24 protein-coding genes are annotated in these 25,144 nt (G+C 62.3%); 13 read left to right on the forward strand and 11 right to left on the reverse strand.

Features of this window, described 5'->3' with window-relative positions; all coding sequences use genetic code 11:
- Positions 1-26: 26 nt before the first annotated feature.
- Positions 27-1,217: an MFS transporter gene (locus D906_RS22140; RefSeq protein ID WP_025754377.1), complete on the reverse strand. Its 1,191-nt coding sequence runs from the start codon at positions 1,215-1,217 to the stop codon at positions 27-29.
- 117 nt (positions 1,218-1,334) lie between these two features.
- Between D906_RS22140 and D906_RS22145 the strand changes: the two genes are divergently transcribed.
- Complete coding sequence (locus D906_RS22145) at positions 1,335-2,231, forward strand: LysR family transcriptional regulator (RefSeq protein WP_027615725.1); 897 nt, start codon at positions 1,335-1,337, stop codon at positions 2,229-2,231.
- Here D906_RS22145 and D906_RS22150 read toward each other — a convergent pair.
- On the reverse strand, positions 2,212-3,132 hold the full coding sequence (locus D906_RS22150) for a LysR substrate-binding domain-containing protein (protein ID WP_025754379.1): 921 nt from the start codon (positions 3,130-3,132) through the stop codon (positions 2,212-2,214). The genes D906_RS22145 and D906_RS22150 overlap by 20 nt on opposite strands.
- 159 nt (positions 3,133-3,291) lie before the next feature.
- On the opposite strand from D906_RS22150, the gene D906_RS22155 reads away from it, so the two are divergent.
- The 7 genes from D906_RS22155 (at position 3,292) to D906_RS22185 (ending at position 8,610) form a co-directional block, all read left to right on the forward strand.
- Positions 3,292-4,080, forward strand: coding sequence for a YqcI/YcgG family protein (locus D906_RS22155; RefSeq protein WP_025754380.1), 789 nt, complete (start codon positions 3,292-3,294; stop codon positions 4,078-4,080).
- Positions 4,081-4,082: 2 nt separating this feature from the next.
- On the forward strand, positions 4,083-4,709 hold the full coding sequence (locus D906_RS22160) for a LysE family translocator (protein ID WP_019099674.1): 627 nt from the start codon (positions 4,083-4,085) through the stop codon (positions 4,707-4,709).
- Positions 4,710-4,748: 39 nt separating this feature from the next.
- A complete protein-coding gene (locus D906_RS22165) occupies positions 4,749-5,831 on the forward strand; it encodes a hypothetical protein (RefSeq protein ID WP_019099675.1) in 1,083 nt (360 codons plus the stop codon).
- A 137-nt stretch (positions 5,832-5,968) separates the two neighbouring features.
- Complete coding sequence (locus tag D906_RS22170) at positions 5,969-6,664, forward strand: sel1 repeat family protein (protein ID WP_019099676.1); 696 nt, start codon at positions 5,969-5,971, stop codon at positions 6,662-6,664.
- A gap of 100 nt (positions 6,665-6,764) precedes the next feature.
- Positions 6,765-7,457, forward strand: a complete 693-nt coding sequence (locus D906_RS22175; protein ID WP_025754381.1) for an AzlC family ABC transporter permease — start codon at positions 6,765-6,767, stop codon at positions 7,455-7,457.
- Positions 7,454-7,768, forward strand: a complete 315-nt coding sequence (locus tag D906_RS22180) for an AzlD domain-containing protein (protein WP_016714697.1) — start codon at positions 7,454-7,456, stop codon at positions 7,766-7,768. The genes D906_RS22175 and D906_RS22180 overlap by 4 nt, the downstream gene beginning before the upstream one ends.
- Positions 7,765-8,610, forward strand: a complete 846-nt coding sequence (locus tag D906_RS22185) for an AraC family transcriptional regulator (RefSeq protein ID WP_019099677.1) — start codon at positions 7,765-7,767, stop codon at positions 8,608-8,610. The genes D906_RS22180 and D906_RS22185 overlap by 4 nt, the downstream gene beginning before the upstream one ends.
- A 54-nt stretch (positions 8,611-8,664) precedes the next feature.
- Here D906_RS22185 and D906_RS22190 read toward each other — a convergent pair whose 3' ends face one another.
- Positions 8,665-9,882, reverse strand: a complete 1,218-nt coding sequence (locus tag D906_RS22190; protein ID WP_025754382.1) for an MFS transporter — start codon at positions 9,880-9,882, stop codon at positions 8,665-8,667.
- A 402-nt stretch (positions 9,883-10,284) separates the two neighbouring features.
- Here D906_RS22190 and D906_RS22195 point away from each other — a divergent pair, with 402 nt between their 5' ends.
- Complete coding sequence (locus D906_RS22195) at positions 10,285-10,512, forward strand: hypothetical protein (protein WP_003250422.1); 228 nt, start codon at positions 10,285-10,287, stop codon at positions 10,510-10,512.
- A gap of 49 nt (positions 10,513-10,561) precedes the next feature.
- On the opposite strand, the gene D906_RS22200 is transcribed toward D906_RS22195, so the two are convergent.
- The 5 genes from D906_RS22200 to D906_RS22220 form a co-directional block, all read right to left on the reverse strand.
- On the reverse strand, positions 10,562-11,044 hold the full coding sequence (locus D906_RS22200; protein ID WP_027615726.1) for a copper chaperone PCu(A)C: 483 nt from the start codon (positions 11,042-11,044) through the stop codon (positions 10,562-10,564).
- Entirely contained in the window at positions 11,045-11,653 is a 609-nt protein-coding gene (locus tag D906_RS22205; RefSeq protein WP_016714700.1) for an SCO family protein, read from the reverse strand.
- A gap of 195 nt (positions 11,654-11,848) precedes the next feature.
- The gene (nfuA, locus tag D906_RS22210) at positions 11,849-12,433 is read right to left on the reverse strand and encodes a Fe-S biogenesis protein NfuA (RefSeq protein WP_016714701.1); all 585 of its coding nucleotides are present in this window, start codon (positions 12,431-12,433) and stop codon (positions 11,849-11,851) included.
- A gap of 58 nt (positions 12,434-12,491) precedes the next feature.
- Positions 12,492-13,526 carry an acyltransferase gene (locus D906_RS22215; protein ID WP_019099680.1) on the reverse strand — a complete coding sequence of 345 codons (1,035 nt, stop codon included), beginning with the start codon at positions 13,524-13,526 and terminating at the stop codon, positions 12,492-12,494.
- A gap of 108 nt (positions 13,527-13,634) precedes the next feature.
- A complete protein-coding gene (locus tag D906_RS22220) occupies positions 13,635-15,935 on the reverse strand; it encodes a fatty acid cis/trans isomerase (RefSeq protein ID WP_027615727.1) in 2,301 nt (766 codons plus the stop codon).
- Between the two features lie 175 nt (positions 15,936-16,110).
- On the opposite strand from D906_RS22220, the gene metH reads away from it, so the two are divergent.
- Both metH and D906_RS22230 read left to right on the forward strand, forming a co-directional pair.
- Positions 16,111-19,818: a methionine synthase gene (metH, locus tag D906_RS22225; protein WP_028614376.1), complete on the forward strand. Its 3,708-nt coding sequence runs from the start codon at positions 16,111-16,113 to the stop codon at positions 19,816-19,818.
- Between the two features lie 108 nt (positions 19,819-19,926).
- Positions 19,927-20,145 carry a DUF2970 domain-containing protein gene (locus D906_RS22230; RefSeq protein ID WP_027609720.1) on the forward strand — a complete coding sequence of 73 codons (219 nt, stop codon included), beginning with the start codon at positions 19,927-19,929 and terminating at the stop codon, positions 20,143-20,145.
- Positions 20,146-20,454: 309 nt separating this feature from the next.
- Here the strand turns inward: D906_RS22230 and D906_RS22235 are convergent, their stop codons facing one another.
- The 3 genes from D906_RS22235 to D906_RS22245 form a co-directional block, all read right to left on the reverse strand.
- Positions 20,455-20,655 carry a hypothetical protein gene (locus D906_RS22235; protein WP_019099684.1) on the reverse strand — a complete coding sequence of 67 codons (201 nt, stop codon included), beginning with the start codon at positions 20,653-20,655 and terminating at the stop codon, positions 20,455-20,457.
- Between the two features lie 10 nt (positions 20,656-20,665).
- Complete coding sequence (locus tag D906_RS22240; RefSeq protein ID WP_027615729.1) at positions 20,666-21,619, reverse strand: hypothetical protein; 954 nt, start codon at positions 21,617-21,619, stop codon at positions 20,666-20,668.
- Positions 21,620-21,715: 96 nt separating this feature from the next.
- On the reverse strand, positions 21,716-22,789 hold the full coding sequence (locus D906_RS22245) for an ABC transporter substrate-binding protein (protein WP_019099686.1): 1,074 nt from the start codon (positions 22,787-22,789) through the stop codon (positions 21,716-21,718).
- Positions 22,790-23,002: 213 nt separating this feature from the next.
- Here D906_RS22245 and D906_RS22250 point away from each other — a divergent pair, with 213 nt between their 5' ends.
- Positions 23,003-24,655: a nitrite/sulfite reductase gene (locus D906_RS22250; RefSeq protein WP_016714707.1), complete on the forward strand. Its 1,653-nt coding sequence runs from the start codon at positions 23,003-23,005 to the stop codon at positions 24,653-24,655.
- Complete coding sequence (locus D906_RS22255) at positions 24,639-25,133, forward strand: DUF934 domain-containing protein (RefSeq protein ID WP_016714708.1); 495 nt, start codon at positions 24,639-24,641, stop codon at positions 25,131-25,133. Before D906_RS22250 ends, D906_RS22255 begins: the two co-directional genes overlap by 17 nt.
- Positions 25,134-25,144 lie beyond the last annotated feature (11 nt).

Raw genomic sequence — 25,144 nt, forward strand, 5'->3', positions numbered from 1 at the left:
CCTCTGCCGAAAAGGATGATTCTACGCTAGCGTGCCCCCGCCACGAAGCCGCTTCTGCGCGCGGCCCAGGCCAACAACCAGGCCACCGCGATCAGCGCGAGCACCACACCACCAAACCCCTCCACCCCTGCCCCGGCCAGTAACAACCCGCCAATGATGCCGCCCAGGGCAATGGCGCTGTTCCACACCGTCACCAGCATCGATTGCGCCACGTCGCCCCCTTCGCCCGCCGCGTCTGCACAGGCCGTCTGCAGCAAGGTCGGCGCGCCGCCGTAGGTCACCCCCCACAAGGCGATACTCAGGTACATCAGCCAGGACGACGCTTGCCCCAAGGCCAGCGTAGCCAGGGCAAAGCCCGCCAGGCTCAAGAGCACCAGCGTGCGCAGATGCCGGTCGACCAGCAGGCCCACCAAACCAATCCCGGCCAGGGCCGACAGGCCGAACACCATCAGCACAGGGCCAATGTCCGCTGCCATGCCGGCCGCCGCCAGCAGTGGCACGATATAGGTGTAGAGAATGTTGTGGCCAAGGATCCAGCTGAGGATCACCAGCAGCACAAGCAACACCCCCGGCGTGCGCAGCACCTGCATGGCGGCCGGGCGCTTGCCAGCGGCCTGTCCGGGGTAGTCCGGCACTGAACGCACCACCCACACCACCAGCAGCAATGCCACTAGGGTGACCACCATGAACGTAGCACGCCAGCCCAACCCCGCACCCAGCCAGGTCGCGATCGGCAAGCCGAGCGATAGGGCAATCGGCTGGCCGAGCATGGCCAGTGCCATGGCCCGCCCCTGCTGCGCCACCGGCACCATGCGCCGGGCGTGGCCGGCTATCAGCCCCCAGGCCAGGCCGGCGGCCGCGCCGGTGAAAAAGCGCAGTACCAGGGTCAGGCTGTTGGAGTCCGACAGGGCCGTCAGCCCGTTGAACAACACAAAACCGACGATGGCCAGCAACAGCGCCCGGCGCCGATACCAGCCCTGAGTCAGGGTTACCAGCGGGATGGCGGTGAGTAATGAGCCCAAGGCATACGCCGTGACCCATTGCCCGGCCATGGCTTGGCTGATGTGCATGCCGTCGGCGATCTGGTCGAGCAAACCGGCCGGCAGGGTTTCACTGAGGATGGCGATGAAGCCGGTCATGGCCAGCGCCAACAGCCCGCTGAGCGGCAAGCGTTCGCTGCTGGCGGACAGCAACGGTGCGGAGGATGTCTGGGACATTGCAGAAGCCTTGAGTAGGAAACGAGGCGAACAGTCTGCAAGGCAAGGCCATTACGGAAAAAGACGGTTACAATGCCGTTCACCCCGGACATCCACGTCCGCAATCAGGAACGCAGCATGGATAGCCTCAGCGGTTTCGTGGTCTTCAATCGGGTGGCCGAAACCCGCAGCTTCGTCGCCGCGGGCCAGTCTTTGGGGATCAGTGCCTCGGCTGTGGGCAAGCGCGTAGCGCGCCTGGAAAGCCGCCTGGGCGTACGCCTGTTCCACCGCAACACCCGCAGCATCACCCTCACCGCCGAGGGCACGCTGTTCCTCGAGCGTAGCCGGCGCATCCTCGCCGAAATAGAGGCCACCGAGCAGGAACTGTCGCAAGCCAGCGAAACCCCACGCGGGCGCCTGCGGGTGAGCATGCCGCAGGTCACCGGGCTGGTAATGCCGGCGCTGGCCGAGTTCATGGCGCTGTACCCGCAAGTGGAGCTGGACCTGGACTTTTCCGACCGCATGGTAGATATCATCGGCGAAGGTTTCGATGTGGTGATGCGCGGTGGGCAGCCGGTGGATTCACGGCTCAATGCCAAGTTCCTGGGGTATTTCCAGCACCGGCTGGTGGCTTCGCCCGGCTACCTGCGCGAACGCGGCACGCCCGTGCACCCGCGCGACCTGGCGGCGCACACCTGCCTGCATTACCGCTTCCCCAGCAACGGCAAGCTGGAAACCTGGCCGCTGCGCCAGGAGCACCCCGAACACGCCTATGACATCCCCATCTCGATGGTGTGCAACCACGTCGAGACACGCGTCTGCTTCGCTTTGAACCACCGCGGCATCACTTGCCTGCCGGACTTCACAGTGGGCCGTGAGCTGGGCAATGGCTCACTGGTGAGCGTGCTCGACGACTTCATGGAGCGGCGCGGCAGCTTCTACCTGCTGTGGCCGTCCGGGCGGCAGATGCCGCCGAAATTGCGGGTGTTCATCGACTTCATGCTCGAACGGGTGTTCAACCGTACAGGTAGTTGATGTCCTTGTAGGCCAGCGGTGGCACCTGGCCGAGCAGGAAGTCACGCAGCTTGTGCATTTGCCGCGCCTTGGGGCTGGCCTTGAGCCAGGTCATGTAGTAGCCGTCGCCGGTGGCCACGGCGTGCTTGAACGGTGTGACCAGGCGCCCGGCCGCCAGGTCGGCGCTGGCCAGCACCAGGTCGACCACCGAAATACCCAGGCCTTGCTGGGCGGCCGAAATGCCCTGGTCGAGGGTATCGAACACTTGCCCCTGATCGATGCTGATATCCAGCGCGTCCATGCGCGCCAGCCAGCGCCGCCAGTCACGGCGGTCCGGGGACGGGTGCAGGAATTCGCATTGGGTCAGGTCGGCCAGGGCCGGCTGCGCTTGCGCCATGTAATCCGGGTGGCACACCGGGATCAACCATTCATCGAACAGCTTGAAGCTCTCGATATCGGCGGGGAAACGCCCGTTGGCCAGGAGAATGGCACAGTCGTAGGGCTCGGAATAGAAGTCCACGCTGTCGATGTCCATCCACACGCTGGACAACTGCACGCTGCAGTTGTCCTCGTGCTTCTTGAAGGCATCCAGTGCCCGCAGCAGCCAGCGCACCGTGAGCGTGGACGGGGCCTTCAGGCGCAAGCCATAGCGGTCCTGGCGCAGCAATGCGCAGGCATTTTCGATGATCTTGAAGCCCACTTTCAGCTCTTGCGCCAGCAGGCGACCGTGCTCGGTCAGGCTGAGCTTGGGGCCACGGCGTTCGAACAGGTCGCAGCCGAACATGGCCTCCAGGGTCTTGATGTGATGGCTGACCGCGCCTTGGGTCAAGGCGAGCTCTTCCGCAGCGCGGGTAAAGGAGCCATAGCGAGAGGCCACCTCGAAGGCACGCAGGGCGTGCAAGGCCTGAATCCGTTCCGACATGGCGACGTCCCGAGCATGAGTAAGACTAATAGTAGGTCATAGTTCCACGCGTTTTACAACGTCAAGAGCGTCTCGGAAAATGCAGGTAAATAATAAACATAACCAAGATCCTGCCTGCATGTGGCTTGAACGCTCACTAAATTTACGCCTGGGGAAATCATGTTTACAGGATATGGAAATTGCTATCGCCTGGATGCGCTAGAGCTAGCCGATGAACATGTCTGGAACACGCAGCACTGGACTTACAAGACCATAGAGCATTTTCGCAGTATTCTCGCCAACCCCAACTTCCCCTGCCTGTTCGGCCGCAAGGCGGTCAACGGCGAAACCTGCCATATTCTTTTCGCGCGCGCCGAGCAGCTCGCCGATGACATCGCCCAAGGCCTGGCCGACTACGTACGCACCGTCACACCGATCAAACCCAAACAGCGCATCGGCAGCCCCCTGGTGGTGTTTCTCGAAACGGCAGCGGGCAGCACCCTGGCCGAACAGCAGGCGCTGGCCTGGAAAGTGTTGCGTGGCGTACATGCGCGCGACCCACACCCGTGGCCGCAAGGCATTCCCACCGACCCCGACGACACCGCCTGGTCGTTCTGCTATGCCGGTATGCCCCTGTTCATCAACATGAATTTCCCCGGCCACCAGCAAATGAAAAGCCGCAACCTGGGGCTGCACATCACCTTCGTCATTAACCCCCGGGAAAACTTCGACGAAGTGGCCAACGCCAATACCGAGAGCGGCAAGAAAATCCGCGAGCGCATTCGCGAGCGCGTGCACCACTACAACGACGGTGTCGTACCTGACACCCTCGGCTTCTTCGGCGATGCCGACAACTACGAGTGGAAGCAGTACCAACTTCAGGAGGCGGGGTCGCTCAACCCGTCGCGCTGCCCGTTCCACGTCCATGCCGCACACCCGGCGGCAACCGACATACTGATCGAGAACTGACCGTGAATACCGCACTTACCGCCACCTATGCCCTCACTGTCCTGCTGCTGATCGCTACCCCCGGCCCGGTGGTGGCACTGATCGTCAACACTGCGGCCGCTTCCGGTTCGCGCAAGGCCATATTTACCGCCGTCGGCACCAACTGGGCGTCACTGGTGCTGATCGGTGCAGCGGCCTGGATCATTCTCACCAGCGCCGCCATCGACAAGGCCTGGCTCAGCACCATGAGCCTGCTGGGCTGCCTTTTCATCGGCTACATCGCGGTGGGCACGTTGAGGGAAGCCCTGAATGCGCCTGCGCCGGAAACGGCGAGCGAAGCCCCCAAGGCCGGGCGTGGCGGGCTGCTGCAAGGGTTCATGGTGGGTATTTCCAACCCGAAAGACATCATTTTCTTCATCGCCTTCTTCCCGCAGTTCATCCAGATCACCGAATCGTTCGGCAAAAGCATGGTGGTCCTGTCGCTGCTGTGGGTGGCCATCGATTTTGCCGTGCTCAGCCTGTACATCTTCGCCATCGGCAAGATCGCCTCGCAGCGGAGCAACCGCATGATAAGCCTGGCTTCCGGGGTGGCCCTGCTGCTGATCGCCGCCGGTGGCCTGCTGTACAACCTCAAGGAACTGGCGGCCTGAACGTGAAGCGCAACACTCGGCGCAACCGAAGGAGCGACCATGACCGCGACTGACATGCGCGCATCTCCTTCGCCGTTGCAGCAGGACTACCAACGCTTTCTGCTGCTGGGCAGCCGGCGTGCCCCGCTCACCGTGCATGTGCACGAAAGTGGCTACCGGTCTGGCACCATCAATACCGATGCGCTCGGCCTGCGCTACAGCCATTGCGCCGGCAAGCGCTTTTCCGCAGCCGAGCGCGGTGGTGCTTCGCGTATCAACCTGCTGGTCGGCGGCTCCACCGCCCTGGGTATCGGCGCCAGCTCCGACGAGCACACGGTGGCCTCACACCTGTCGATGCTCACCGGCGAAGTCTGGCTGAGCCTGGCCGGCTGCGGCCTCAACGCCAGCCAGGAGCTGCTGATGTTCCTGACCCACCAGCACCGCCTTGGCCAGCTCGGCCACGTGGTGGTGCTCAGCGGCCTCAACAGCCTGGCCCACGAAGCCCTCAGTGAAGTCCTCGCCACCCTCAACGGCCCGCAGCACGCCAAGGCCTACCAGGACTTTCTCAACAGTTTCAGCGAAGGCATGCAGCCCGCCGCACCACCCCGTCGGCAGTCGTTGTGGCGGCGTATCCGCCAGGCGTTGGCCACCCCTGCGGTCGCCGCCCCGGTCAGCTGGCCGCTGTCGCCCCCGGAAAAGCGCCTGGCCCGTGCTGCCGATAATATTGGCCGTACCTTGCGCCAGTGGGACCGGCTGCTGGCAGACAGCCACGCCACCCTCACCTTCATTCTGCAGCCGTTGCTGCCCTGGTGCCGGGATACCCTGCCTGCCGGCGAACAGGCCATGCTGACCGCCCTGCAGCAAAAACCGGCGAACTTCGACCGGCTGCTGGAGGGTGCATTCGACAGCCAGTTGCATTCGGCGTTTTTCCGCCGCATCAAGAGCCAGGCCGACCCTGTGCCTTGCTACGACATGAACTGCATGCTCAACAGCTCACCTGTGTTCGGTGCCGACCTGTTCATCGACCGCCTGCACCTGAACGATCTGGGCAACAATGCCCTGGCCAAGGTGATCACCGCCAAACTCGGTCTGGCCCAGGAAAAACACGCCCTGCGCAAGGTCACGCCGATCAAGCTCCTCTGACAGTTGCCGGGTGGTCTTCCGGCCGCTCGCCTGGGTGGCTAGAATACATCGTCGTTCCGATTTGCCCGAGGCGCACGCTTGACCGCCATGAACATCGAAGCCGTCCATCCTTGCCAGGCCGCCCATGGGGCTGGCCTATGAACCGCATGCGACGCCTGCCCCCGCTGTTGATCGCCCTGATGCCACTGGCTGCGCACGCGCTGGAGGTGCGCATCGACCCTCATGCCGACCTGCTCTACCGCCAGGCCCTGCCGTTGCTGGAGCAGGCCGACAACCAGGGCGACGATGCCAATACACTGCGCACAGCCGTTGGCGGCGACCCCGAGCTCAGCCGTCAGGGTCAGGCCCTGGCCCATACCTTGCCGACAGCGGTTGCCCTGCTGAAAAAATCGGTCGAGCTGGGCCACCCGGTCGCGCAGTACCGCCTGGCGCTGTACTACATGACGTATCTGCCCGTCGCGCAAATTCCGGATGCTGCCTGCCCGTTACTCGTGGCCAGCCTCCAGCAGGGTTTCGCCGCACCCGCGCCGGCCATCGCCACCTGGTGCCGGCCCTATAACGTCAGCAACGAGTATCGCGCAGCGCTGGAAGCCATTCCCAGCATGGCCACCGTGTACGCCCCCTACTACCCGCAACCGGCCACCCGCCTGATCTGCAACCGCAGCCGGCCACAAGGCCTGGACATGCTGTGGGGGCGCCAGCGTGACTACCAGGCCGAAGTGTACCGCCTGCTCGGCGACCTCGACCCGCAGCACCGCCTGACCCTGCTGCAGAAGGCCGTGGACATCAATGGCTGCGTGACGGCGCAGCAGCATCTGACCCGCCATCCGTAGTCCCCACCCACAAGGACTCACGTCGACCAGCAAGATCGTTCAAGCCATGCCCCTCCCCCTTCTGGCATGCTGGCCTACCACGTAAAGCATTGCAGCCATCATGCCCCACACCGCCCGCCAAGCCTTTCTCCACGGCGCCATCGCCATTCTCCCCCTGTCCCTGGCCGTCGCCCCCTGGGGGCTGCTGGCCGGTTCCATGGCCATCGAAGCCAACCTCACTGCCTGGGAAGGGCAAGGGCTGTCGGCCATCGTCTTCGCCGGCGCCGCGCAACTGGTGGCCATCGGCATGCTCAAAGGCGGCGCCAACCTGGCGTCGATTCTGCTCACCACCCTGCTGCTGACCTCGCAGCATCTGCTGTACGGCCTGTCGATGCGCCCGGTACTGTCCAGCCAGCCGCTGCGCTGGCGGCTGGGCCTGGGCTTTCTGCTGACCGACGAATTCTTCGCCCTGACCAGCCAGTACGACCAGCAGCAGTTCAACCGCTGGTACGCTCTGGGGGTGGGCCTGACCTTCTACGTGGCCTGGAACCTGTTTACCCTGGCCGGCATCCTGCTGGGCCAGAACATTCCACACCTGGACCAATTGGGTCTGGACTTCTCCATCGTCGCCACCTTCGTCGCCCTGATCGCACCGCTGGTGCGCAACCTGCCCACGGTGGTATGCGTAGCTGTGTCGTTGTTCTGCTCGGTATTGTTCAGCCACTGGCACTGGGAAACCGCCCTGGTGGCCGCAGGCCTGCTGGGCATGAGCGCCGGTTTCATCTGTCAGAAATTTGCCGGAGCCCGAGCATGACCTGGATCCTGATTTTTGCCATGGGCGCCATCGTGTTCCTCAACCGCTATGCGTTCCTGGAGCCACGCCTGCCCTTGCGCCTGAGCTCCAATGCCCGGCAGTTCCTCGGCTTTGCGGTGCCGGGCATGCTCACCGCCATCTGCGGCCCGATCATCTTCATGCCCGATCACCAGCTCAACCTGAGCCTGCTCAACCCCTACCTGCTGGGCTCTCTGGTGGCCATCGCCCTGGTGCTGTTGACCCGCAGCGTATTGCTGAGCATGCTGGTGAGCATGTTGATCTTCTTCTTCCTGCGCAGCTGGCTGGCATGAGCACGCCCCTGCGCGAGCAGACACACCTCTGGCAGGCGCCGGCCCTGGGCGACGTCGAGATGCTGCACGCGCGCTACTTCCAGCAGCGCTTCGCCCCGCATGTGCACGAAGGCTACGTCTTCACCGTGATCGAATCCGGCGCCCAGCGCTTCTGGCACCGCGGCAGCGAGCACCTGGCGCCGGTCGGCAGCATGGTGCTGATCAACCCTGACGAGCTGCATACCGGTGCCACAGCCCATGAAGCGGGCTGGCGTTATCGCGGCTTCTACCCCGAGCACGAGCGGGTAACCGGCGTGCTCGACGAGCTGGAACTGGGCCGTCACGGCATGCCCCGTTTCAAGGACAGCGTCATCCAGGACCCTGCCCTGGCCATCGCCTTCAGCCAGCTGCATCAGCTGTCCGAAAACGGCGCCAGCGCCCTGCAGCAACAGACCGCCTGGCGCCAGGCGGTGCTGGCCCTGGTGCAACGCCACGGGCAATGCGCCGAACCCTCGGCCCCCGGCCACGAACCACTGGCCGTGGCCCGCGCCCGCGAACTGCTGGAAAGCCAACTGGCGGACCCGCCCTCGCTCGAAGCGCTGGCGGCGGCCGTCAACCTGTCGCCATTCCACTTCGCCCGGGTATTCCGCCAGGCCACCGGCCTGCCGCCACATGCCTGGCTGAAACAGCGGCGCCTGGCCCGCGCCCGGGAAATGCTGAAGAGCGGCCTGGTTGCTTCGGAGGTGGCGTTTGACCTGGGGTTTGCTGACCAGAGCCATTTGAGCCGGCAGTTCAAGCAGGCGTATGGGGTGACGCCGGGGGCGTATCGGCAGGCTTGTGCTCAATCTGCAATAACCGCCTGAGGCGCCGCAATACCAGTTCAAGCCTACCTCCAGGTACCAATACCGAGCGGCACATTACGCACTATCGTCGGTATCAAGGGCGCGTCCTTTCAGGTTCCAGCGTACCGGTGCGATGAACAGCATGAGCGTCATCCAGATGAAGGTTGCTGGCCCCGCAAGCACGAAGACCAGGCTGGCAACCAGCCCTGAAACGGCATCCCCAATGACGGCCGTGAAGTAATAAAGGGAAAAGTTCCTGCCAACTTCATGCTCGTTCGACAAGCACTGGATGTTTGTCACGATTGCGATATCGACAAATGCGCCAATGAAGCCAACCAGGAAGAGGATCAGCAGAAACAACCAGGTATTGAACTGCAGCGCCACTGCGGCAGCAAAAAACAGTGCGCCGTAAATTATCCAATAGCGCAGTACCAACCGTGCAGTGGTACGCGGGTTGAAGCGGGTGTAGAGCACGCCACCCAGCACGGTGCCTGCCGCCAGCAGTGAGAATACGTAACCCACCGCTGCCTCAGAGGTAAAGTGCTCCAACACCGAAGCCGGGAGAATGAAGCGAATCACCGACGTGGCGAACATCGCACAAAGCGTGGTACAGCCAATAACGGCAAACAACGGGACATTGCTGCCCTTGAGCTGGTTCACGCTGCGCACCGCATCGCGGACTATGGCTCGCCCATCGAATGCCTGCCGCACGCCTTGCCTTGCTGGCCCCAAGGTAGCAATGGAAATGGCAGACAACACCAGGCATATTGCAAAGAACAAGAAGGTTGCGTCGCGAGATAGCAGCAACACACAGGCCGAAAACACCAACGGTCCAATAATAGAGGCCGTATCTTCGATCACCTGGATACCGCTGTTGACTGAAGCCAGTTGGTCCTTTTCCACGATATCCGGAAAGTATGCGCGAAACGTGGGTACATACAGACATTCAAGCGCGGTCATAACCATCGCGAAGGCCACCAACACGGGCAGTACCGGCGTAAACCAACTGAACAAGGCAAAGAAGGCAAGCGACAGAATGCATTTGGCCAACTCGACCGCAAACAGTGTTCTTTTCTTGTCGGCGTTATCTGCCAGCCAACCACCCAAGGGAGAAAACACCATGCTCGGCAAGTAGCGGAAGAAATAAGCGATGCCAATCAACAACAAATCCGCCTCGACCATGAGTACGATGGTCACGGCAAATGCCGCTTCGAAGGCAAATTCACCGCACTTGGAAAAGCAATAGCCCAATGTAAGTGAGCGCGTTCCGGAGTTAAGACTCAACGCCTGCATAATCGTTGCTTTCCTCAGCCAGCGGTACAGAGCGACTGAATCTAGAGCTCATCCTCGGCTGGACTCAACATGAAAGTTGTAACAACACCCGCACTGTCAGCGCAGCCAACATTGAGACTCCGAATGTTCCTACGTTCAGTAACTATTGGCGAAGTCAGACCAGCCGCCGCCAAACTGTGTGACAGAACGGCTCAGCACATCTCGTCCGCTTGCAAAGGTTCATGCCACCGGCGAGGTAGCGGCATCCACTTTAAACACGATGTTTATTCCTATAGATAAGTAACTCGGTGTTACTCAAGCGACGGAGTACTCCTTTTTGCATCCTCAACACCTCCTGCAAAGCCATCAGGAGCCCCGCCAACCCTCTGCTACACTGACAAGGCTGAATTGGAGGATCCTGCCATGTCCGAAAGAGAGCTCACCACCCTTCTGTCGCTGATGAACCAGCGCCAGGCCTGCCTGAGCAGTGCCTGCAAGGAGATTGCCGACTGGATCGACCGGCAGGGCGATGTGCCCGCCGCTGGCAAGATCCGCGCAAGCCTCAAGGCGCTGGAGGCCGACGAAGCCCAGGTCCGCAAGACGCTGACCTCGCTGACCCTCGACAGGCCGCTGCCGCGCTTTCGTAGCTGAAGGGTACGGCTGAAAAGAAAAGGGCCGCTAAACGCGGCCCTTTGATCGGTCAGTGCTTCATGTGCATGTGGTCATGCCCACCGCCGGCCTCGGCGTTGAGCGCACGCACTTCAGCCTGCACGTCCACGGTTTCCTTGCTGCCCTTGGCATCTTCGATGGTCAGGGTCAGTGGCACTTTCTCGCCTTCCTTCACCTGATCGTTCAGGCCCATCAGCATCACGTGCAGGCCATTCGGGTCCAGGGTCACGGCCTTGCCGGCCGGCAACTCGACGGCCTTGACCTCACGCATGCCCATCACGTCGCCGTTCATGGTCATCTCGTGCACCTGCACGGTCTTGGCCACGGGCGACGCCACGCTTACCAGCTTGCTGTCGCTGCTGGCGGTCAGGGTCATGAAGGCACCGGTGGACTGCTGGTGCGGCACGCTGGCACGGACCCAGGCATCGCTCACAGTGGTCTGGGCCAGGGCCGGCAGGGCCAGGCCCATCAGTGCCAGGGCAGCCAGGCCGCGTTTGATCGGTTGCATCGACATTCAGCAGATCTCCATCAGGGTGACCAGGTCTTCGGCACATTCCTTGGCATTCAGGGAATGGCCCAGGCTCAGGCGCAGGGTGCCACGCGTATCGTAGACGTAGCTGGTGGACGAGTGAGAAATGGTATAGGTGTCACCGGCCGGGACCTTTTCGTAGAACACCTTGAATTCCTTGGCCACTGCGGCAATTTCCTCGGGGGTGCCGGTGAGTGCGGTGAACGTCGGGTCGAAGGCCTTGACGTAGGCATCAAGCACCTCGGGGGTGTCGCGCTCCGGGTCCAGCGTGATGAACACCACCTGGAACAGGTCACGGTCACGGCCCCTCAGCAGCTTGCGGATTTGCGCCGCACGCGCCAGGGTGGTCGGGCAAACGGCCGGGCACTGGGTGAAGCCGAAGAAGACCATCGGCATGCTGCCGTAGAAGCTCGACAGGGTGCGCACGTTACCTTGTGGGTCTTTGAGGCTGAACTTGCGCCCGAGGATTTCGTTGCTCATGTTCTTGCCGTACTTGAACTCGAGCCCCCGGGCCGGGCTGCAGCCTGCCAGCAGGCCGAGCCCGAGAACGCCCATCCCGGCGACAACTGCGCGCCGGGTATACAGATCATTCATGAAACCATCCTTTACAGGGAAGGTGCCGGCCCTCGGGACGGGCCGGCTGAAAAACCGGGGCATTCTGGCATGACACCCCAAGGGGTTCTACCCGACCAAGGCGGGGAAGGCCTGCAACCCTTTGAATACGGGCTGCGGCCTGTTGTCGCAGGGGTTGAAACCGTAACACTTTGTTGCTAGAGAGCCGACCTTGGCTTAGTAGTAGGCGTTCTCTTTCTGGCTGTGGTCGGTCACGTCACGCACGCCCTTCAATTCCGGAACACGCTCGAGCAGGGTGCGCTCGATACCTTCCTTCAGGGTGACATCGGCCTGGCCGCAGCCTTGGCAACCGCCACCGAATTGCAGCACGGCGATGCCGTCGTCGACCACGTCCACCAGGCTGACCTGGCCGCCGTGGCTAGCCAGACCCGGGTTGATCTCGGTCTGCAGGTAGTAGTTGATGCGCTCGTTGATCGGGCTGTCTTCGTTGACCATCGGCACCTTGGCGTTAGGCGCCTTGATGGTCAGCTGGCCACCCATGCGGTCGGTGGCGTAGTCAACCAGTGCGTCTTCCAAGAACGGCACGCTGACCGCATCCAGGTAAGCGGTGAAGCTCTTCAGACCCACGGCGGTGTCGTCAGGCTTCTCTTCGCCCGGCTTGCAGTAGGCAATGCACGTCTCTGCGTACTGGGTGCCCGGCTGGGTGATGAAAATGCGAATGCCGATGCCAGGCGTATTCTGCTTGGAGAGCAGATCGGCCAGGTAGTCATGGGCGGCGTCGGTAATGGTTATAGCGCTCATGTAGGTTCCTCACAGACTTGCCGCCAAGTGTACGCCAACCCGCTCATTGAACAAAGTCCTAGTATTTGACTCGGGAAAGCGCATATTCAGGGGCCGCCCCCCGTGGCGCCGCCAGCCAGGCCTGCATGCGCCGGTACAGCCCGCGCTCCAGCCACTGGTAACTGAACCACGACATTAGTCCAATGGACGGCACGCACAGGGCAAACACCAGATACGGGTTCAACTGCAGGCGCTGGCTGGCGAACCAGCCGGCGTACAGCACCAGCACATGGACCAGGTACACCGAATACGAGCAGTCCCCCAAGGCCTTGAGCAGCCGGTTGCCTTGAAAAAGCGGTTCCAGCGCGATGAAGGCCATCACGATCATGGCGCTCGGCAGGCCCCAATGCAGCAGGCGCTGGGACGCATCCAGGTGATAGATGGCCAGACCCGCCACAACCAGCACGCCCAGCGGCAACCACCGCCCTTGGCGGATCAGCCCACGCCGATACAGCACGCCCAGGCCGATGCCGAGCAAGAACTCGTAGATGATGTCGTTGTTGTAGAAGCGGCTTAGCACACCCAGCCGGCCCAGCACCTCGCTGGCCAGCAACAAGGCCGCGGTAACCAGCAACAGGTGATGACGCCGGCGCACCAGGAAGGCCAGGCCGAACAGCAGGTAGAAGAACATCTCGAAGTTCAGCGTCCAGCCCACGTTCAAGGTCGGGTACAGGCCATAGCCTCCGGGGTTTTCTGCCGGGATGAACAGCATCGACAAGAACAGATGGTGCCAGGTGAACACCTGATGTGGCATCCATTGGCTAAAAGCCAGCAGCAACAGAGCCATCAACACTGTGTAGAACCAGTAGGCCGGCACAATACGCAGTACCCGATTGAGCAGGAACTGGCGCGGTTCGATGGTTTTATCGCGGGTCGACAGGTAGATGACCAGCCCGCTGATGACGAAGAAGATGTCGACGCCTACGGCGCCACGGTCGGTAAGCAGTTGGCCAATGGGGCCGGTGGCGTGGAAGTCGAAGAAGATCTGCATGAAATGGTGGCAGACCACCACCCAGGCGGCGAACGCCCGCAGTGCCTGAAGCGAATACAGCATGAAGTACCCTGCGCTTGCCGGTGCGTTGAGGCCTTGGGAGCCTATGACAGCTCCCAGACCACCCAACCTGTCCGACCGCAGGGTACCCGGAAAGGTCAGCTCACCCGATCAGAGGTTTTCATAGCGGTTCATGTCCAGCACCCCCGCCTCCACCGGCTGGGTCTCCTTGATGAAGCTGTTCAAGTCATGGAAGTAGCGCCAGAACTCAGGGTGACTACGGCGCACGCCCCAGCGCATGACGATGCGCTCGAACTTCACCGGGTCATCTTTGGCATACTCCATGTCCTCGACGAACTCCGCCACATCCTTGGTCGGGATGTTGAAGATGAAGTTCGGGTAGCTGCTGAGCACACCCGGTGCCAACGTCAAGGTATCCAGCCCCGGCTGATAGCGGTACGCCTCACCCAGCAGGAACGCCACGTTGCTGTGCGCACGGTTGCGCAGCAGGCTGTACACCTGGCGCTGGCCGCCCTGCCCTTCGACACGCAGCATGGTTGCCTCGGGCAACTGGTTGATCACCTTCAGCCCCGCAGCCGGGCGCGACACCAGGCGGCTGAGCGACTGCTCGGCATTGCGGAACTCTTCGCTCATCTGCGGCCGTGAGCAGAACGCGCCCTGGCAGCGGTTGATCGGGTCGGGCGTGGCATTCAGGCTGCCGGTGCGCTGCAACAGCTTCAGGCCAAAGTCGCGCTTGGGGTTGCGCGGGTCAAGCTGGATACCACTCGGGGTGTCGGTGTCGATGTCCTCATAGTCCATCCACATCTTCACCTTGCCGCTGTTCTGGTACCAGTCACCCAGGATCGCCTTGCGCTGGTCGGCCGGCATCAGGCGCAAGAAGTTGATCTCGGCACCGTTGCGAATCAGGTCGAAATACAGGCGCGTCTGCAATTGGTGCGAAACATTGCCGAACACGTCAAAGTTGACCGCCAACTGGTAATAGGTGCGCTCGAACAACGGGTAGTCGAACAACCACACGGTCAACGGCACGTCACCGATCAGGCCCTTGCTTACCGACGCGCTGTCGAAATGGCGGAAGATGCTCAGCAACGCGTTGTCGTTACCGGCCCACAAGGTCGACCAGCCCGGTGCCGGCATGTCAGCATAGGCGTCACGGCGCAGCTTTTCGTACTCGTTGCGCTTGTCGCGGTAGGCGTGCCACAGGCTCAGCACACTGCCTACGTCATCGATCTGGCCCGGCATGGCCAGCAACGGCGTGGCCTCGCCACGGTATTTGGCGTCGGTGATGTAACGGTCGAAGGCCGGCTCCTGGAACAGCGCCCAGAAGTTATCGCGGATCACGTCAGTGGCGATCTGCCCACGGCACACAGGGCCCCGGATGAAAGTGCGCACGAAGTATTCGGCGTTATCCAGCATGAACTGATAACGCGCCACTGCCGGGATCGCCTCGAAGGTTTCGAACGGGTTGGCCCGGTGACGCGGGCCGTAGCCCGGCAGTGCGGTGGCGTGCCAGTCGCCGGCATAGAACAGCTGCTTGACCCGTTTAAGTTTCTGCGGCCCCATCGGGTAGGTGATGTGCGTCTTGTGCACGATCACACCCTGCACCGGGATCAACCGATAGTAGAAGTCAGTGCCGGGCGGGTCGTTGGGGCGGCGCGTGGCAATGATATCGACCGGCTTGCCGCTCGGCGTGCGCGAACGCACCCACTGGAAGAAGTGCCCCTGCTCCCCCCCAACGAAGTAGATATGCGCCAGGAACAGGTGTTCGTACAGCCAGCGGCCTACCAGCGCCTCGGTGGAGCCCGGACGGTTGAGCAGCTCTTCCCACTCGGTGATCTGCCGGGCTTCGGCTGCGCTTGGCTTGATCGGCTGGTATTCCACCGGCGCACCCGCTGCCAGCCAGCGGCGCAGGGTGTCGTATTCCTTGTCGGTCAGCCCGGTCACCGCCAACGGCATACCCTCTTTGGGGTGGGCGCCGGCATAGGCGTCGAATTCATGGGGCAGCGGGCACATGTTGTTGCGGTTCAGGCCCAGGACAATGTCCTCGGGCAACTTGGCGTTGGGCGTGAGTGGGGTCTTGTGCCCCAGTTCCAGCATCCGCGCCATCAGTGCGGCCTGGCTGCCCTGGTTGTCGAGCACCGAATAGAAGCCCTTCTTGCGCCATTCCTCTTCGCTGTGAGCGTCGTAGAACAGCCGCGTGGTAGGCACCGCCTTGCTACGCTCGCCCTGGTACACCGGGACCTTGCTGGCCCCGCGCACCGCGCCTTCCGGGCTTTCCAGCTTGAGTTGGCAGGCAGCGTCGTTGCAGGCGTGGCAGGCCACGCACTTCTCGGTGAAGATCGGTTGAATGTCCCGGGTGTAGGAAATAGCCGGGCTCGACTGGGGGGCTTGCCCGAACACCGCGCCGCTGATGAGCAGGGCGAAGGCGCCGGCAAGGATACGATGCACCATGTGCGAAAAGTCCTGGTTCTTGAAAGCCATCACGATTGTGCCTGGTCGTCCTTGGGTGCTGGTAATCGCGCCAACAACATGAGCAGTTTTCATGCAAATGGGCGATGTGCGTAAAAACCGCGCAGCTTTGTTATGATTCCGCACCTTCTGATTTTTGCCCGACCAGGTAGTTCCTATGTCCGACCGCAGCGCTCGTCTCCAAGCACTCCAGAACGCACTCAAAGAGCGCATCCTGATCCTCGACGGCGGCATGGGTACTATGATCCAAAGCTACCGTCTCGAGGAACACGACTATCGTGGCACGCGTTTCGCCGATTGGCCAAGCGATGTCAAAGGCAACAACGACCTGTTGCTGCTCAGCCGCCCGGACGTGATCGCCGCCATCGAGAAAGCCTACCTGGATGCCGGCGCCGATATTCTCGAAACCAACACCTTCAACGCCACGCAGATTTCCCAGGCCGACTACGGCATGGAGTCGCTGGTCTACGAACTGAACGTCGAAGGCGCGCGCATCGCCCGCCAGGTAGCGGATGCCAAGACCCTGGAAACCCCCGACAAACCACGCTTTGTCGCCGGCGTGCTCGGCCCTACCAGCCGCACCTGCTCGATTTCCCCGGACGTCAACGACCCTGGCTACCGCAACGTCACCTTCGATGAGCTGGTCGAAAACTACATCGAGGCCACCCGCGGCCTGATCGAGGGCGGCGCCGACCTGATCCTAATCGAAACCATCTTCGACACCCTCAACGCCAAGGCGGCGATCTTTGCCGTGCAGCAAGTGTTCGAGGAAGACAACGTCGAACTGCCGATCATGATCTCCGGCACCATCACCGACGCCTCCGGCCGTACCCTGTCCGGCCAGACCACCGAAGCGTTCTGGAACTCGGTGCGCCACGCCAAGCCGATTTCCGTGGGCCTGAACTGCGCCCTCGGCGCCAAGGACCTGCGCCCATACCTGGAAGAGCTGGCGACCAAAGCCGACACCCATGTTTCGGCCCACCCCAACGCCGGCCTGCCGAACGCCTTCGGTGAATACGACGAGACTCCGGCGGAAATGGCTGCGGTGGTCGAGGAATTCGCCGCCAGCGGCTTCCTGAACATCATCGGCGGCTGCTGTGGTACCACCCCAGGCCACATCCAGGCCATTGCCGAAGCCGTGGCCAAGTACAAGCCGCGTGAGATCCCGGAAATCGCCAAGGCCTGCCGCCTGTCGGGCCTGGAGCCGTTCACCATCGACCGCCAGTCGCTGTTCGTCAACGTCGGCGAGCGCACCAACATCACCGGCTCCGCCAAGTTCGCCCGGCTGATCCGTGAAGAGAACTATACCGAAGCCCTGGAAGTCGCCCTGCAGCAGGTCGAGGCCGGCGCCCAGGTGATCGACATCAACATGGACGAAGGGATGCTCGACTCCCAGGCCGCCATGGTCCGCTTCCTCAACCTGATCGCCGGTGAGCCGGACATTTCCCGCGTGCCGATCATGATCGACTCCTCCAAGTGGGACGTGATCGAGGCGGGCCTCAAGTGCATCCAGGGCAAGGGCATCGTCAACTCCATTTCCATGAAGGAAGGCGTCGAGCAGTTCAAGCATCACGCCCGCCTGTGCAAGCGCTACGGCGCTGCCGTGGTGGTGATGGCCTTCGACGAGGTCGGCCAGGCCGACACCGCCGCGCGCAAGAAGGAAATCTGCCAGCGCAGCTATGACATTCTGGTCAATGAAGTGGGCTTCCCACCGGAAGACATCATCTTCGACCCGAACATCTTTGCCGTCGCCACCGGTATCGAAGAGCACAACAACTACGCCGTCGATTTCATCGAGGCCTGTGCCTACATCCGCGATCACCTGCCCCATGCGCTGAGTTCGGGCGGTGTGTCCAACGTGTCGTTCTCGTTCCGTGGTAACAACCCGGTGCGTGAAGCGATCCACTCGGTGTTCCTGTACCACGCGATCCAGAACGGCCTGACCATGGGTATCGTCAACGCCGGCCAGCTGGAAATCTACGACGAGATCCCGGCGGCACTGCGCGAAAAAGTCGAGGACGTGGTACTCAACCGCACCCCGCACGGCACCGACGCACTGCTGGCGATCGCTGACGACTACCGGGGCGGCGGCGCCACCAAGGAAGTGGAAAACGAAGAGTGGCGCTCGCTGCCGGTGGAAAAACGCCTGGAGCACGCGCTGGTCAAGGGCATCACCGCGTTCATCGTTGAAGACACCGAAGAATGCCGTCAGCAGTGCGCACGCCCGATCGAAGTGATCGAAGGCCCGCTGATGAACGGCATGAACGTGGTCGGCGACCTGTTCGGCGCGGGCAAGATGTTCCTGCCCCAGGTGGTCAAGTCGGCCCGCGTGATGAAGCAGGCGGTGGCGCACCTGATCCCGTTCATCGAGGCCGAAAAAGGCGACAAGCCGGAAGCCAAGGGCAAGATCCTGATGGCCACGGTCAAAGGCGATGTGCATGACATCGGCAAGAATATCGTCGGCGTGGTACTGGGCTGTAACGGCTACGACATCGTCGACCTCGGCGTGATGGTGCCGGCCGAAAAAATTCTGCAAACCGCCCGCGAACAGAAGTGCGACATCATCGGCCTGTCCGGCCTGATTACCCCGTCGCTGGACGAGATGGTCCACGTTGCCCGCGAAATGCAGCGCCAGGGCTTCGAGCTGCCACTGATGATCGGTGGTGCCACCACCTCCAAGGCGCACACTGCGGTCAAGATCGAGCCCAAGTACAGCAACGATGCCGTGGTCTATGTCACCGACGCCTCCCGCGCGGTGGGCGTGGCGACCCAACTGCTGTCCAAGGAACTCAAGCCGGGCTTCGTCGAGAAAACCCGCCAGGAATACGTGGAAGTCCGCGAGCGCACCGCCAACCGCAGCGCCCGCACCGAGCGCCTGAGCTACAGCCAGGCCATCGCCGCCAAGCCGCAGTACGACTGGGCCGGCTACCAGCCAGCGGTGCCCTCCTTCACCGGCGTCAAGGTGCTGGAAGACATCGACCTGCGCACCCTGGCCGAATACATCGACTGGACCCCGTTCTTCATCTCCTGGGACCTGGCCGGCAAGTTCCCGCGGATCCTCACCGACGAAGTGGTCGGCGAGGCGGCCACGGCGCTGTACAAAGATGCCCGCGAGATGCTCGACAAGCTGATCGACGAGAAGCTGATCAGCGCCCGCGCGGTGTTCGGGTTCTGGCCAGCCAACCAGGTGGCCGATGACGACATCGAGGTGTACGGCGAGGACGGCCAGCCGTTGGCCACCCTGCACCACCTGCGCCAGCAAACCATCAAACCGGATGGCAAGCCCAACTGGTCGCTGGCCGACTTCGTCGCGCCAAAAACCAGCGGCGTCACAGACTATGTGGGCGGGTTCATCACCACCGCCGGCATCGGTGCCGAGGAAGTGGCCAAGGCTTACCAGGACAAAGGCGACGACTACAGCTCGATCATGGTCAAGGCCCTGGCCGACCGCCTGGCCGAAGCCTGCGCCGAGTGGCTGCACGAGCAGGTGCGTAAAGAGCACTGGGGCTATGCCCGCGACGAGCACCTGGACAACGAGGCGCTGATCAAGGAGCAGTACAGCGGTATTCGCCCGGCCCCGGGCTACCCGGCCTGCCCCGACCACACCGAGAAGGAAACCCTGTTCCGCCTACTCGATGGCACCGCCATCGGCGAAACCGGGCCGAGCGGCGTGTTCCTGACCGAGCACTTCGCGATGTTCCCGGCGGCGGCGGTCAGCGGCTGGTACTTTGCCCACCCGCAGGCGCAATACTTTGCCGTGGGCAAGGTGGACAAGGACCAGATCGAAAGTTACAGCGCGCGTAAAGGCCAGGAGGTGAGCGTGAGCGAGCGCTGGCTGGCGCCTAACCTTGGGTACGACAGCTAAAACTGCGCTGGCTTCTTCGCGGGCAAGCCCGCGAAGAGGCCGACACAGACAACCTCATAGCCATTGCCTACACTTTCCCTGATTGCCTCTGATTTCTCAGGAGCCACCATGGACGATTCCAGCCAGGGCAAACCGCCTACCTTCTGGCAGATGCTGCACAGCATTCTCGCCGCCGCCTTCGGCGTGCAAAGCGGCAAGAACCGCGCTCGCGACTTCACCCACGGCAAAGCCAGCCATTTCATCGCATTGGGGACGCTGTTCACCCTGGTGTTCATTGCCGTCTTGATCGGCCTGGTGCAACTGGCCCTGCACCTTAGCGCCCGCTAGAAATGAAAACGCCTGCGGGATTCCCTCCCGCAGGCGCTCTGACGGCTTCATGGTCTTGAGAACAAGTCTACTGGTGGCTGACCCAGTACACGGCAGTGACCACCACCAACACGATCAGGCAGAGGATCGCCCAGGCATCGACGCTGCTGTCAGCTTTGCGGACCTTGGTTGAGTTTCCCATTGCATTGCCTCTTGTAGTGGTTATGGGAATGCACTTCACCACCAGCAGTTAAGACGAGCAATGCCCTTTCCTCAAGCAGGGTCTTTTGCCTGGCGACGGGTGACGCGCCCACCGCCAAGCCAGGCCGTTCAAGCATTGGCAAGGCCCGCATCCCTGGCCACTGCATCATTCATCACCAGCAGAAAACCACTGGCCCTGTTCTCCAGAACGAATACCCGCAACCCCAGTTCGAGGAAAGCGCGCTCCTTGTAAGGGGAATAAGCGTTGGTAATGATGACCCGTCCCCGATTGCGGACAAAGGGCATGACATGGTCCTCGACGTGTTTCATGAATTGCACTTCATGTAGCCCAGAGGTCGCCTCGGAACGCACGGGCAAATACCTGCATCGCCGTTAACCCTTGCGCAGCATCTGCTACGAAAAGCCGCCCCTCGGGCGATGTACCCGCATAAATGTACGTGCCGCTGGCGGTGCTCAATGCGAACACGGGCAGCTCATGCCCTTCCACCCTCAGCATGAAGTTGCCCTTGTGCAGGGCCTGGCCCACTGGGGGCAAGCCATAACTCAAAACCCTCGGCAGGGCGAGGCTGCCACTCGCTTGCAGTTGCAGGTGCTGCGCCGCCGTGATGTCCCCCACCTTCAAGGCATTGAGCAGTGAAATCTCGAAGTTGGCATTCGACTCACGCCTGATCGTCGAGGCTACCTGCTCCTGTGCCAGCCAGGCATCGCACCGGATGGCAATCGATTCACCGATGTCCAGTTCACGCCCCATGCTGACGATCTCATCGACCGTTACCTGGCTGCCATCCTGTTTGCCGAACACAGCGCCATTGAGCGTGAGCCAACTGTTGTCGACAAAATCGTTCGCATCCCTGGTCAGGCGGGGTTGCGCAAGTTGGACAGGGGTACCACGGGAGAGCCAGGCCCAGAGCGGTTCGCTGACCGCAGGTTTTTCCGGTCGGGCGGTGTGAATGCGCACAGCATCCACCTGCACTTCATGCCCACAGCACGCCGTGAGGTGGGCACTGACCTGCGCCTTGACACCCTGAACGATCTTCATGAGTGCATCGGCACCCACCCGGGGCGTGCCATACAAAGCGTCCAGCCTAGCGCGCTGCGCTTTGTTCAACGTCCCGTAGAACGTCTTTGTTACAGCCAGTGCCTTGGCCACCAGATCAGCCGCATTACGTTCCTCCGCGGTCAGCAGAATGGGTTCATGACCAGAGGGGTATAAGGTGATGCCTGGCTCTACCTCAGCCGTGGCTGCATTGCTGGCGACAGACAAATCGGACAAGACAGGCTCCTTGGATTGGAAGCTGCCATCAGATCAAAGCGCCAGTGGCCGGCAGTGGTACTTAACTATGCCCGCGCCCGCAAAACTTCACTTCGCTCAATAGTCCATGGGCGACGTCAGAAACGGGTATTGGTAGTCGGTCGGGCGCCCTTGAGCACTGTAACGCTGAAAATCGACGCCGTAGTCAGCCCGCTCCAGCAGTTTCAGCCAACGTTGCGCTTTGGCCCGGTCGATCGGCTGCAGCACCGGCACGCTGTGCTCGCGCAGGCCATCGCGGTTCAGCTTCAGCCCCAGTGCGTCATCGTGCAGCATCACCATGGCCCAACCACCCAGGGTAAAGTGCCCGCCCATCAACACACTCAGGCGCCCGTCGATCCGCGCGCGCAAGGCCTCGGGCGAACTGTTGACCGCGCTGAACAGCACATCGCGCCCCGGCTTGCGGCCGGCGGCTTCGAACGCCTGCATGGCGCCAAAGGCCATTTCGTCATTGGCCGACCACACCAGACGCGTGGCCGGGTAGCGCTCCAGCAACTGCTGCGCCTGCTCGTAGGCGCGCTGGCGGCTCCAGCCGCCATACACCACCTGGCGCAGGCGCACCTGAGGGAAATCAGCCAGCGCACGGCGCATGCCCTCCTCGCGCAGCTGCGAGGCCGGGGTGGTCTTGACCCCGGCAAAAGCCACGAGGTCTACCGCCCCGACGTCGTGCGGCAGTTGTGCGACCATCTGGTGCAACATCTGGAAGCCCGCCTGCTCGTCGTTGCTCATCAAGGTGCCCAGCGGCTCGGCATACTTGTCGGGCTGGGCCTGAATGCTGCGAACCTGGCTGGCCGTGAGGCCGTTGTTGACCAACAGCAGCTTCACCCCCGTGCCACGCGACAGGCGCAGCACTTCGGGCGCGACGTACTGCTCGTTGACCAGCACCAGGTAATCCGGCCGCTGCGCCCCACTCAGGATCGCCCGGGCCTGGGTCAGCGCCAAGTCGGCGCGGCGCTCACTGTATTCCACCCTGAGGTTCATGCCCAGCTCATCCGCGGCGGCCTGCATGAAGCGGGTGTAGCTGGTCCAGAACGTCTCGGTGGACAGCCCTGGGTTGATGAAAACCACCGATGGCTGCGCACTCGCCGCCAGCGGCAGGGCTAGACACAAGCTTTGGCACAGGGCCTTGAGCATAGGGTCACATCTCTGCGAAGCAAACACCGGATTATAAACGCCCTGCCTCGCCCAAGGCACAAATGGCAGTCAGTCTCACATAGTCCATTTGGTTCTTTTCATATGCTAAAACATCACTTTAGCGCATAACCGCAACCTGATATCGTTCCCCGGCTCCGTACCGGAGTGCGCGGCCGTGCGCGCGAATAGCTGCATGCCTGAGACAGGACTTATATGTACGTATACGACGAGTACGATCAGCGGATCATCGAGGACCGCGTCAAGCAGTTCCGTGATCAGACCCGCCGCTACCTGGCCGGTGAGCTGAGCGAAGAAGAATTCCGCCCTCTGCGCCTGCAGAACGGCCTTTACATCCAACGTTTCGCGCCGATGCTGCGTGTCGCCGTGCCGTACGGCCAGCTGAACGCCACCCAGGTCCGCACCCTGGCCAAGATCGCTCGCGACTACGACAAGGGCTATGCCCACATTTCCACCCGCCAGAACGTGCAGTTCAACTGGCCGGCGCTGGAAGACATCCCGGACATCCTCGCCGAGCTGGCCACCGTGCAAATGCACGCGATCCAGACCAGCGGCAACTGCCTGCGCAACACCACCACCGACCAGTTCGCCGGTGTGGCCGCAGACGAAATCATCGACCCGCGCCCGTGGTGCGAGATCGTCCGTCAGTGGACCACCTTCCACCCGGAATTCGCTTACCTGCCGCGCAAGTTCAAAATCGCCATCAACGGCTCGCAAGAAGACCGCGCCGCCATCGAAGTACACGACATCGGCCTGGAGCCGGTGCGCAACGCTGCCGGCGAGCTGGGCTTCCGTGTGCTGGTCGGCGGTGGCCTGGGCCGTACCCCGGTGGTCGGCTCGTTCATCAACGAATTCCTGCCGTGGCAAGACCTGATCAGCTACCTGGACGCCATCCTGCGCGTGTACAACCGTTACGGTCGCCGTGACAACAAGTACAAGGCGCGGATCAAGATCCTGGTCAAGGCCCTGACCCCGGAAGTGTTCGCCGAGAAGGTCGAGGCCGAAATGGTCCACCTGCGTGGCGGCAGCACCACCCTGACCGAAGCTGAAGTGCAGCGCGTGTCGCGCCATTTCGTCGACCCGGATTACCTGGCCCTCGAGAATTTCGACTACGCCAACCAGGACGCTGAATACCCAGGTTTCGCCCGCTGGCGCTCGCGCAACACCCGCGCCCACAAGCGCCCTGGCTACGTGGCCGTGACCCTGTCGCTCAAGCCGACCGGCGTTGCCCCGGGCGACCTGACCGACAAGCAGTTGGACGCCGTGGCCGACCTGGCCGAGCGCTACAGCTTCGGCTTCTTGCGCACCTCGCACGAGCAGAACATCATCCTCGCCGACGTCGAGCAGCGCCAGCTGCACGCGCTCTGGCTGGAACTGCGCGAAGGCGGCTTCGCCACGCCGAACATCGGCCTGCTGACCGACATCATCTGCTGCCCGGGCGGTGACTACTGCTCGCTGGCCAACGCCAAGTCGATCCCGATTGCCGAATCCATCCAGCGCCGTTTCGACGACCTGGACTACCTGTTCGACATCGGTGAAATCGACCTCAACATTTCTGGCTGCATGAACGCCTGCGGCCACCACCACGTGGGCCACATCGGCATCCTCGGCGTGGACAAGAAGGGTGAGGAGTTCTACCAGGTGTCGCTGGGCGGCAACGCCGCGCGTGGCGCGAGCCTGGGCAAGATCCTCGGCCCGTCCTTCGCCCAGGATGACATGGCCGATGTGATCGAGAAGCTGATCGCCGTGTATGTCGAGCAACGCACCGAGGAAGAGCGTTTCATCGACACCTACCAGCGTATCGGCATCGACCCCTTCAAGGAACGCGTCTATGCAGCGAATCATTAAGAACAACCAGATCGTCGACGAAACCTGGCACCTGTTGCCCAAGGAAACGTCCTTTGACGAGCTGACCAACTGCGACGACTACATCGTCCCGCTGCAGATGTGGCGCGACCATGCCCATGTGCTCAAAGCCCGCGACGGCGGCCTGGGTGTGTGGCTGGACAGCGACCAGGAGGCAGAAGAAATCGGCGAAGACGTGCAGCACTTCCAGGTCATCGCGCTGAACTTCCCGGCCTTCACCGACGGGCGCAGCTACTCAAATGCGCGCCTGCTGCGTGACCGCTACAAGTTCAAGGGCGAACTGCGCGCCATCGGTGACGTGCTGCGTGACCAGCTGTTCTTCATGGCCCGCTGCGGTTTCGATGCATTCGCCATCCGTGCCGACAAGAACCCGGAAGACGCGCTGCAAAGCCTGAAGGACTTCTCGGTGACCTACCAGGCCGCCACCGACGAGCCGCTGCCGCTGTTCCGCCGCCGCTGATGCACCGCAAG

Source organism: Pseudomonas sp. LAIL14HWK12:I1 (assembly GCF_003202095.1).
Taxonomy (GTDB): domain Bacteria; phylum Pseudomonadota; class Gammaproteobacteria; order Pseudomonadales; family Pseudomonadaceae; genus Aquipseudomonas; species Aquipseudomonas monteilii.

Coding starts and splice junctions, on each gene's coding strand:
- D906_RS22150 (WP_025754379.1), bottom strand. CDS start 3,132: ATGTCGGAACGGATTCAGGCCTTGCACGCCCTGCGTGCCTTCGAGGTG.
- D906_RS22230 (WP_027609720.1), top strand. CDS start 19,927: ATGGACGATTCCAGCCAGGGCAAACCGCCTACCTTCTGGCAGATGCTG.
- D906_RS22235 (WP_019099684.1), bottom strand. CDS start 20,655: ATGAAACACGTCGAGGACCATGTCATGCCCTTTGTCCGCAATCGGGGA.
- metH (WP_028614376.1), top strand. CDS start 16,111: ATGTCCGACCGCAGCGCTCGTCTCCAAGCACTCCAGAACGCACTCAAA.
- D906_RS22185 (WP_019099677.1), top strand. CDS start 7,765: ATGAGCACGCCCCTGCGCGAGCAGACACACCTCTGGCAGGCGCCGGCC.
- D906_RS22145 (WP_027615725.1), top strand. CDS start 1,335: ATGGATAGCCTCAGCGGTTTCGTGGTCTTCAATCGGGTGGCCGAAACC.
- D906_RS22190 (WP_025754382.1), bottom strand. CDS start 9,882: ATGCAGGCGTTGAGTCTTAACTCCGGAACGCGCTCACTTACATTGGGC.
- D906_RS22215 (WP_019099680.1), bottom strand. CDS start 13,526: ATGCTGTATTCGCTTCAGGCACTGCGGGCGTTCGCCGCCTGGGTGGTG.
- D906_RS22195 (WP_003250422.1), top strand. CDS start 10,285: ATGTCCGAAAGAGAGCTCACCACCCTTCTGTCGCTGATGAACCAGCGC.
- D906_RS22155 (WP_025754380.1), top strand. CDS start 3,292: ATGTTTACAGGATATGGAAATTGCTATCGCCTGGATGCGCTAGAGCTA.
- D906_RS22170 (WP_019099676.1), top strand. CDS start 5,969: ATGAACCGCATGCGACGCCTGCCCCCGCTGTTGATCGCCCTGATGCCA.
- D906_RS22220 (WP_027615727.1), bottom strand. CDS start 15,935: ATGGTGCATCGTATCCTTGCCGGCGCCTTCGCCCTGCTCATCAGCGGC.
- D906_RS22250 (WP_016714707.1), top strand. CDS start 23,003: ATGTACGTATACGACGAGTACGATCAGCGGATCATCGAGGACCGCGTC.
- D906_RS22180 (WP_016714697.1), top strand. CDS start 7,454: ATGACCTGGATCCTGATTTTTGCCATGGGCGCCATCGTGTTCCTCAAC.
- nfuA (WP_016714701.1), bottom strand. CDS start 12,433: ATGAGCGCTATAACCATTACCGACGCCGCCCATGACTACCTGGCCGAT.
- D906_RS22165 (WP_019099675.1), top strand. CDS start 4,749: ATGACCGCGACTGACATGCGCGCATCTCCTTCGCCGTTGCAGCAGGAC.
- D906_RS22175 (WP_025754381.1), top strand. CDS start 6,765: ATGCCCCACACCGCCCGCCAAGCCTTTCTCCACGGCGCCATCGCCATT.
- D906_RS22140 (WP_025754377.1), bottom strand. CDS start 1,217: ATGTCCCAGACATCCTCCGCACCGTTGCTGTCCGCCAGCAGCGAACGC.
- D906_RS22245 (WP_019099686.1), bottom strand. CDS start 22,789: ATGCTCAAGGCCCTGTGCCAAAGCTTGTGTCTAGCCCTGCCGCTGGCG.
- D906_RS22200 (WP_027615726.1), bottom strand. CDS start 11,044: ATGTCGATGCAACCGATCAAACGCGGCCTGGCTGCCCTGGCACTGATG.
- D906_RS22205 (WP_016714700.1), bottom strand. CDS start 11,653: ATGAATGATCTGTATACCCGGCGCGCAGTTGTCGCCGGGATGGGCGTT.
- D906_RS22255 (WP_016714708.1), top strand. CDS start 24,639: ATGCAGCGAATCATTAAGAACAACCAGATCGTCGACGAAACCTGGCAC.